The 8730-nt window shown below is 75.1% G+C and carries 7 protein-coding genes and 1 pseudogene; 5 read left to right on the top strand and 3 right to left on the bottom strand.

The window, feature by feature from the left end; all coding sequences use genetic code 11:
• Nucleotides 1-369: transglycosylase SLT domain-containing protein (locus ACQRUO_RS37000; protein ID WP_428320567.1), on the top strand; the 369-nt coding region annotated here is incomplete at its 5' end.
• Between the two features lie 228 nt (nt 370-597).
• On the opposite strand, the gene ACQRUO_RS36995 is transcribed toward ACQRUO_RS37000, so the two are convergent.
• Nucleotides 598-1020 (bottom strand): MarR family winged helix-turn-helix transcriptional regulator, encoded by a 423-nt coding sequence (locus ACQRUO_RS36995; protein ID WP_428320566.1) that lies wholly within the window; start codon nt 1018-1020, stop codon nt 598-600.
• A gap of 172 nt (nt 1021-1192) precedes the next feature.
• Between ACQRUO_RS36995 and ACQRUO_RS36990 the strand changes: the two genes are divergently transcribed.
• The 3 genes from ACQRUO_RS36990 to ACQRUO_RS36980 all read left to right on the top strand — a co-directional run bounded on the left by ACQRUO_RS36990 (nt 1193) and on the right by ACQRUO_RS36980 (nt 6934).
• Nucleotides 1193-5176 carry a helix-turn-helix domain-containing protein gene (locus ACQRUO_RS36990; RefSeq protein ID WP_428320565.1) on the top strand — a complete coding sequence of 1328 codons (3984 nt, stop codon included), beginning with the start codon at nt 1193-1195 and terminating at the stop codon, nt 5174-5176.
• Between the two features lie 296 nt (nt 5177-5472).
• Complete coding sequence (locus tag ACQRUO_RS36985) at nt 5473-6387, top strand: C40 family peptidase (protein ID WP_428320564.1); 915 nt, start codon at nt 5473-5475, stop codon at nt 6385-6387.
• Between the two features lie 103 nt (nt 6388-6490).
• Nucleotides 6491-6934: a hypothetical protein gene (locus ACQRUO_RS36980; RefSeq protein WP_428320563.1), complete on the top strand. Its 444-nt coding sequence runs from the start codon at nt 6491-6493 to the stop codon at nt 6932-6934.
• Nucleotides 6935-6968: 34 nt separating this feature from the next.
• Here the strand turns inward: ACQRUO_RS36980 and ACQRUO_RS36975 are convergent, their stop codons facing one another.
• Nucleotides 6969-7643, bottom strand: a complete 675-nt coding sequence (locus ACQRUO_RS36975) for a serine hydrolase domain-containing protein (RefSeq protein WP_428320562.1) — start codon at nt 7641-7643, stop codon at nt 6969-6971.
• 92 nt (nt 7644-7735) lie between these two features.
• Nucleotides 7736-8254: a methylated-DNA--[protein]-cysteine S-methyltransferase gene (locus ACQRUO_RS36970; RefSeq protein WP_428320561.1), complete on the bottom strand. Its 519-nt coding sequence runs from the start codon at nt 8252-8254 to the stop codon at nt 7736-7738.
• Nucleotides 8255-8458: 204 nt separating this feature from the next.
• Between ACQRUO_RS36970 and ACQRUO_RS36965 the strand changes: the two are divergent.
• A pseudogene (locus ACQRUO_RS36965) lies at nt 8459-8730 on the top strand (hypothetical protein); the annotation flags it as partial.

Below are 8730 nucleotides of genomic sequence, written 5' to 3'. Positions count from 1 at the left end.
CCCGCCGCGCCGGCCGCGCCCGCTGCCCCGGCCGCCCCGGCTGCGCCCGCCGCCGCGATCACCGCGCCGGCCGACAACAGCCCCGCCTCGCTGCAGGCGCTGGCCGCGCAGATCGTTCCGGCCGACCAGCTGGCTTCGTTCGACCAGATCATCAGCCACGAGAGCGGCTGGGACGTCACCGCCACCAACCCGTCCTCCGGCGCCTACGGCCTGCCGCAGGCCCTGCCCGGCAACAAGATGGCCTCGGTCGGCGCCGACTGGGCCACCAACCCGGCGACCCAGATCAAGTGGGCGCTGCAGTACATGGACCAGACCTACGGCAGCCCGAACCAGGCCTGGGCCTTCTGGCAGGTCCACCAGGCGTACTGATCGACGCGCTGATCACCACGTGATCACGCGGTGATCACCACCGCCGCAGTGCGCTGAGCGGCCGCCACCGCGCAGCCGCCACAGCCGAACAACGCTGAACCGCCCGGCCGGTCGCCAGGTCCTCGGACCTCGCGACCGGCCGGCGGTCTGTTGTGGGGGCTGTTGCGGGGGGGTACTGCGGGCTGTTACGGGGAGGTACTGCGGGCTGCTGCGGGGACGGGGGGGTGGTCAGTCCGCCGCGCCGTAGCGGACCAGGTAGGCCGCGAGCCGGGCGACGTCCTCGTCCGTCCACTCCGTGAAGCGCTCGGCGAAGGACTGCCGGCGCATCTCGTAGGCCTCGCGCAGCAGCGCCAGGCCCTGGTCGGTCGGGCGCAGGATCTGGCCGCGGTGGTCCTCGGGGTCGACCTCGCGCCCGAGCAGGCCGAGCTTCTCCAGGGCGCTCACCTGGCGGCTCACCGTGGACTTGTCCAGCATGAAGTAGGCGGCCACGTCAGCGGCGCGGCAACCGCCCCGCTCGTTGACCAGGTCGAGGATGCTGTACATCACCAGCGAGAGTCCGGGGTGCAGCTGGGAGGCCTTGTGCCTGGCCCGGCGGGCGAACGCGGTGAGCTCCCGCTGGATGACCTCGATCGAATCGTCTCGCCCGGACACGCCCGTCCCTCTTCTCCCGTACCGCCCGACCCGGGCCGGCAGTCACCCGGCCGGTTGCGGAGTACAACATAGCTGCCACGGGTCGTCGCCGCTGGTCCGGAGCATCCCATCACAGCCGGTAACCTGACGCTGACAGTTCCGCCAGCTCCGACCCGCGGCCCCGGGGTGACGCATGGACCGGCTTCCACCGACGGACCCTCCCGTCCCCTCCGCCGCCACCCCTTCCTCTCCCGCTTCCCCCCTGCTCGGCGCACCGGATGCCGGCGCCCCCGACTTCGGTTCCGAGCTGCGCCGGCTGCGCACCGAGCGCGGCCTCTCGCTCAGCGCGCTCTCCCGGCAGCTCCACTACAGCAAGGGCTACCTGAGCAAGATCGAGAACGGCAGCAAGCCGGCCGGCTCCGACCTGGCCCGCCGCTGCGACCGCCTGCTCGACGCCGGGGGCGCACTGCTGAAGCTGGCCGACCCCGCACTGCCGTGCACGCCCCTGGATGCACCGACCGGCGCCGTGGCCGCCCCCGCCGCAGCCGCGCCGGAACCCGCGCCGCCCTGCCCCTACCTGGGGCTGGCCGCCTTCGGTCCGCAGGACGCCCGCTGGTTCGCGGGACGGGCGGCGGCCGTGCACCTGCTCGTCGAACGCCTGGCCGAGCGGGTCGGGCAGGGGCCGCTGGTCCTGGCCGCACCCTCGGGCGCCGGCAAGTCCTCGCTGCTCCGGGCCGGTCTGCTGCCCGCGGTCCGCAGCGGCGCGCTGCCGGGCGCGCACGGCGCGACGCGCCGGGCCGTGGTTTGCACGCCGACGGCCCGGCCGCTCGACGCACTCCGGCGGGCCCTCGCCGGGGCCCGCGCCGACCCACCCGGCTGCTCCGCCGGCGCTCCCGCTGCTGCCCCCGCCGACTCCGGCCTGGTCCTCGTGGTGGACCAGTTCGAGGAGGTCTTCACCCTCTGCCCCGACCCCGCCGAGCGCCGCGGCTTCATCCAGGCCCTCTGCGAGCTGGCCGGCCGGCCCGGGCCGACGCCGATCTCGGTGGTGCTCGGAGTGCGGGCCGACTTCTGCGGTCGGTGTCTGGACCACCCCGAGCTGGTCCCGGTCTTCAGCCGCGGCCTGCTCGCGCTCGGACCGATGACCGCCGCCGAGCTCCACCAGGCGATCACCCGGCCCGCGGCCGAGGCCGGCCTGCTGCTCGAACCCGGTCTGGTGGAGATCCTGCTCCGCGACCTCGGCCTCGCGGACATCCCGCACCCCACCACCTCCCCGGAACGGCCCGCTGCCCCGGCCGCCGCCCCCCTCGGCTCGGCCGTCCCCGCCGGCAGCGGTGACAGTGCTTCCGGCATCCCGCTCGGCCCGGACGCCCCGCCCGACCCATCCGACTCTCCCGACCTCGCCGGCGTGCTCCCCCTGCTCTCGCACGCCCTGCTCGCGACCTGGCAGCAGCGCGAAGGGCGGACCCTGACCGTGGCCGGCTACCTGCGCACCGGCGGGGTGCGCGGCGCCATCGCCGCCACGGCCGAGCGGCTCTTCGCCGGGCTCACCGACGAGGGGCGGCAGACCGCCCGCCGGCTGCTGCTCCGCCTGGTCCACGTCTCGACCGACAGCGAGCCGACCCGCCACCCGGTCCCGCTCGACCACCTCCGCGCCGCCGCCGAACCCTTCGGCACCGACCCGATCACCGCTCGGGCCGTCGCGGCGACCGCAGCCCCCACGGGCTCCGCCGACGTGCTCGACGCCTTCGTCCAGTCGCGCCTGCTCACCGTCGACAGCCGACACGTGCTCATCACCCACGACGCGCTGCTGCGCGCCTGGCCCCGGCTGCGCACCTGGCTGCACGCCGACCGGGCCGGGCTGCTGGTCCGCCAGCAGCTCGCCGAGGCGGCGGCCGAGTGGGAGCGCGCGGACCGCGATCCCGGCCTGCTCTACCAAGGCACCAGGCTGGCGGTGGCCACCGAGCAGCTGGGCGATCCGCGGCGGCGAGCCCAGCTGACGTCCACCGAGAACGCGTTCCTGACGGCGGCTCAGCAGCAGGCGGCGGACCGGGAGCGGGCCGCCCGCCGGCAGCTGCGCCGGCGCAGGCAACTGCTGGTCACCCTGCTGGTGCTGCTGGTGCTGGCGATCAGCGCGGGCGGGGTCGCCTACCGGCAGCGGGTCGACGCCGACGCCGGGCGGCGGTCGGCGCTCTCCAAGGCGCTGGCCGCCGAGTCGGCCTCGCTGGCGGCCGGCCGACCGGAGGCCTCGATGCTGCTGGCCGACTCGGCCTTCCGGACCGCGCCCACCACCGAGGCGCGCAGCGCGCTGCTCAGCACCCAGTCCCAGGCCTTCGCCGGCCGCCTGTTCGGGCACACCGGGCCGGTCAACGCGGTGGCCTTCAGCCCCGACTCCACCCACCTGGCGACCGCCAGCTCCGACGGCACCCTGAAGATCTGGCGGGTCTCCGACCGTCAGCTGGTCACCACCCTGACCGGGCACGGCGGATCGGTGCGGGCGGTGGCGTTCAGTCCGGACGGCAGCCTGCTCGCCTCCGGCAGCACGGACGGCACGGTCCGGCTCTGGGACCTGGCCGGCCGTCGGCTGCCGGTGACGCTGTTCGGCAACGGCGGCGGGGTGCGCTCGGTCGCGTTCAGCCCCGACGGGCGGACGCTGGTCTCGGGCGGCGCCGACCGAACCGTCCGCCTCTGGGACCTCACCAGCCACACGCTGCTCGCCGCACTCACCGGTCACACGGACGAGATCCAGGCCGTGGCCTACAGCCCCGACGGTCACCTGGTGGCCTCCGCCGCGGCGGACCGCACGATCCGGCTCTGGGACACCGCGGCCCGCACCCCGGTCGGCGTCCTCACCGGCCACAGCGACGAGGTGCTCGGCGTCGCCTTCAGCCCGGACGGCCGCACCCTCGCCTCGGCCTCCGCCGACCGCACGATCCGGCTCTGGGACACCGCCTCCGGGGCATCGATCGCCACCCTCACCGGGCACAGCGACGACGTCAACGGCGTGGCCTACACCGACGGCGGCGCCACCCTGGTGAGCGCCAGCGGGGACGGCACGGTCCGGCTCTGGGACCTGGCCACCCGCCGGATCACCGCCACGCTCTGCGGCCACACCGACTACGTCCAGGGGGTGGCGGTCAGCCCGGACGGCCAGGTGATCGCCACCGCCGGGTTCGACCAGACGGCCGCGCTCTGGCGGCCGGGCGCGGCGGCGCTCACCGTGCACCCGTTCACCGAGATCTGGCAGACCGCCTACAGCCCCGACGGCCGCACGGTGGCCGCCGCCGACGCCGGGCACACGGTGCGACTCTGGGACGTCGGGCGGCACACCCTGGCCGGCACCCTGGACGGGCACGTCGGCTCGGTCTTCGGGATCGCCTTCAGTCCGGACGGACGGTTGCTCGCCTCGGCCGGGGCCGACGAGACGATCCGCCTCTGGGACCTGGCCACCCGCACCCAGCTCGCGGTGCTCACCGGGCACCAGGGTTCGGTCTTCGCGGTGGCGTTCAGCCCCGACGGCCACCTGCTCGTCTCGGCCGGCGAGGACCGCACGGTGCGGCTCTGGGACGTCCGCAGCCGCCGGGCGGCGGGCGTGCTGGCCGGGCACACGGACTTCGTCAACACCGTCGCGTTCAGTCCCGACGGCCGCACCATCGCCTCCGGCAGCGACGACCTGACGGTCCGGCTCTGGGACGTGGCGGGGCAGCGGTTGACCGCCACCCTGACCGGCCACACCGGATCGGTGCGCGCCGTCGCCTTCAGCCCCGACGGCCGAGCCTTGGCCAGCGCCGGCAACGACGGCACCGTCCGCCTCTGGGCGCCGGCCGAGCAGCGGTTGACCGCCACCCTGACCGGCCACACCGGATCCGTGCGCGGCATCGCCTTCGCTCCCGACGGCCGCACCCTGGCCAGCGCCGGCAACGACGGCACCGTCCGCCTCTGGGACGCCCGCAACCGCAGCCTGACCGCGACCCTGACCGGCCACACCGACGCCGTCTGGTCGGTGGCCTTCAGCCCCGACGGGCGGGCCCTGGCCAGCAGCGGCAGCGACGGCACGGTCCGGCTCTGGGACTCCAGCACGCAGGACCGCAGCAACGGGATCTGCCGGCTGCTGGGAGCGCTCGGCCCCGAGCAGTGGAGCCGGCTGGTCCCCGATCAGCCCTATCGGCCGGGTTGCTGAGGACCGCTCGATCCCGCAGGTCAGTGGGGGTTTCCCAAGGCGTTTCCCGTTTCCCGTGGATTGGGCGACGGGCACCGGCTGGACATCGCGGGGTGCCGGCGACCACGCTCGAAGCACCGGCAGCGCCGCGCTGACCGACCGTCACCACTCCCCCGGTCGACGGTCCCTCGCCCCGCGCTGCCGGCTCACACCGCCTTTTGCCCCCGTCGTCCAGCTGCCCCGTGCCGCTCTCCTTCGTTCCCGTCGTCCTGCTGCTCCCTGCCACCGCTCCACGCTCCGCCCTCGGGAGGTTCGCCGTGCTCACCCTGCTCCGCGCCGGTCCCCATGCCGTGCTCCGCGCCATCGCCGCCACCCTCGCCGCCCTCTGTCTGCTGGTCCCCGCCGTGGGCCTGTCGACCAGTGCCTGGGCCGGCCCCGCGCCCAACCGGGCCGGTCCGGCCGGCCGTGGTGACGGTGCCTCGGACGACACCGACTGCGCGCCGCTGGTCCCCGGCGCCTCGGCGACGGCTGAGAGCGCCGTGCGGGCCGCCTGCCAGGAGGTCGGCCTCTGGTACACCTGGAACGGCGGCCACGGCCCCTCGCCCGGCCCGACCTACGGCGAGCCCGACGGGGTCGACCCGGCCAGCAACGACGACGGCCAGCGGTTCGGCTTCGACTGCTCCGGCCTGGTCCGCTACGCGTACGCCCAGGCCACCGGCCAGGACCTGCTGAACGGCGACGCCGGCCAGCAGTACTACACCCTGCACGCGGCGCAGCGGTTCACCGCCGCCCAGGGCAGTGACCCGCTGCTCCCCGGCGACCTGCTCGCCTACGGCAGCTCCGACGACCTGCACCACATCGCCATCTACCTGGGCGCCGGCAAGATGGTCGAGGCCCGCCAGTCGGGCACCCACGTCATGGTCAGCGACGTCCGGCTCGGCGACGACTACTTCGGCGCGGTCCGGATCGACCCGGGCCCGGTGACCGGGCCCACCGCCCAGACCTGGGGCAGCGGCGTCTGGACCCACGCCCAGCCGTCCACCGACAGCCCGCGGGTCTACGCCTTCCCCGGAGCCACCACGGTCCGGGTCTCCTGCCAGGAGCACGCCCAGAGCGTGACCGCCGAGGGCGTCACCAACGACGCCTGGTCCTTCCTGCCGGACTACCAGGCCTGGCTGAGCAACATCTACCTCCCGGGCCCGGCCTGGCTCGACAACGTGCCCACCTGCTGAGCCGACCCCGCGTCCGCTGCCCGGCCGGATCCACCGGGCCCACCCGACTCCACCGCATCCACCGCATCCCACCGAGGAGAGAGAGCCCCCCACCATGTCCTGCGTGCCCACCCTCCGCGCCGCGGCGATCACCGCCGCCCTCACCCTGGGCGCCGGCCTGCTCGTCGCCGCCCCCGCCGGTCCCGCCGCAGCCTCGGCCGCGGACTGCGCCGGGGGCGCCAACGGCTTCGCCGACGTCTCGGACAACGCCTCGGGCAGCGTCCAGCGCTCGGTCTCCCACCAGGGCGACACCATCAGCCTCCAGTCGGCGGGCGGCCGCGGCTTCGCCAAGATCGAGGGCGAGACCAGGTCCGGCGAGAGCGTCTGGATGGACTGGACCCAGGACGGCGGCCACACCTGGCTGCAGTGCGGCCCGTTCACGGTCGACCACGGCGACGACAGCTCCAAGACCTCCGCCGCCAAGGCCACCGGCTCCGACCCCTACTACCGCTTCCGCGCCTGCGGGCTGACCCTCGACCAGGCGATCAGTTGCACCGACTGGTGGTAGACCGCGCAGCAAGCCCCCGCACGGCGTCCGCCAGCTACAGCAGTGACCTCAGCAGCCCGTAGGCGGCCTGGGTGAACCGACCCTCCACCGTGGGGCCGGTGTTGGTCAGCGCGGCGACGCCGACACCGGCCTGCGGACAGAACCCGACGAAGGAGGTGAAGCCCCTGGTGGCACCAGAGTGGAAGAACAGCTCCCGGGCCCCGAGCCGGCGCAGGTTCCAGACCAGGCAGAGCCCGTCCCGGCCCGGCGTGCCTATCCGGACCAGCCGGGGCCGCTGTACCTCGCGCAGCGCGGTGGCCAGCCCACCGCCCTCCGCTTCCCCCGGCGGTGCCAGGTGGGCGCTCAGGTAGCGGGCCAGGTCGCGGGCGGTGGAGCGGACCGCGCCGGCACCCGGCAGGGCGGGCATCCGCCAGGGCGGCACCGGGCGACCGTGCCAGTGACCGACCGCCTGCCGGACCGGGTCGGGGCCGCAGCCCGTCCCGGTCAGCCCGAGCGGAGCGGTGACCCGCTCGGCGAGCAGGTCGGCGTAGCCCGTGCCGACCGCCCACGGCCCCCGGTCGCCCTCCGCCAGCAACCGACCCAGCAGGCCCACCCCGAAGTTGGAGTAGTGCACCCGGCTGCCCGGCCGAACCCGCACCCGGGTCCGGGCGAGCGCGCGGTGCAGTCTCGCCTGGGCGGCCCCCAGCAGCCGGTGCGCGATCGATCGCACCCGGCTCCGTCTTTGCGCAGAGGAGGCGTTCTGATGTTTGCCCAGGTCGGATCACCTGCCGGGGCGTCCGCCACCGACCCGTGTCCCGCCGGTCAGCCGCGGGTGGGCGGCAGGGCGCCTTCGCAGGCCAGCAGGTACTCCTTGCGCTCCAGCCCGCCGGCGTAGCCGGTGAGCGAGCCGTCGGCGCCGATGATCCGGTGGCACGGGCGCACGATGAGCAGCGGGTTGGCCCCGATCGCCGTCCCGACCGCCCGGACCGCCGCACGCGACGCGCCGATCTGCTCGGCGAGCCGTCCGTAGGTGGTCGTGCTGCCGTACGGGATGGTGTCGATCGCCTGCCAGACCCGGCGCTGGAACTCGGTGCCCTCGGCCTTCAGCTCGACCGAGAAGTCCTTCAGCTCCCCGGCGAAGTAGGCGCGCAGTTGCTCGGCGATCCCGGCGAAGGCCGCCGGATCGGCCCGCCAGTCGGGCTGGACGGTGACCGTGCGGCGCTGCCCGGTCATCGAGAGCGAGCGGAGCACCACCCCGCCCGGCGAGGTCGGGGAGTCCTCTCCGACGAGCAGCAGCTCACCGAGCGGGCTGTCGATCGTGGTGTAAACGGTGCTGGTCACGGGGCTGACCTCTCTCACGGGCGGCGGTGTACGCCTTCCACTGTGCCGGTTCCCGCGAGCCGCGACCGGCGGATTTCGGACGTCACGTTACGACGTCCTTTGGCCGCACCCCGATCCGGAGGTACCGTCGAATGTGAGTTCAAATTTGAACTACATGTTCCACGACATGCCCCTCACCCCGCCCCCCACGGACAGGACCGCACCATGGCCGATCAGCCGCACCACACCCCCGGGCCCCGCCCCGGTGCCGAGCGCCGGGCGAAGGCCGCCGCCGCCCGGGCCGCCGAACATCGCACCGAGCGGCGCCGACGGCTCCTGCTGCGGAGCGCGGCAGGCGCGGTCGGACTGGCCGTGGTCGGCGGACTGGCCGCCGTCGCCGTGGCGCAGCAGGGCGGCGGCCGGCCCGCCGCGGACCAGGCGAGCGCCGCCGCCGCGATCCCGACCCAGCCGCGCACCACGGCCGACGGCCGGACCAG

Origin of the sequence: Kitasatospora sp. LaBMicrA B282 (assembly GCF_050325825.1) — a bacterium.
GTDB lineage: Bacteria > Actinomycetota > Actinomycetes > Streptomycetales > Streptomycetaceae > Kitasatospora.
The sequence above is the reverse complement of the archived record's forward strand: the minus strand, read 5'-3'. Positions and strand labels throughout refer to the sequence as shown.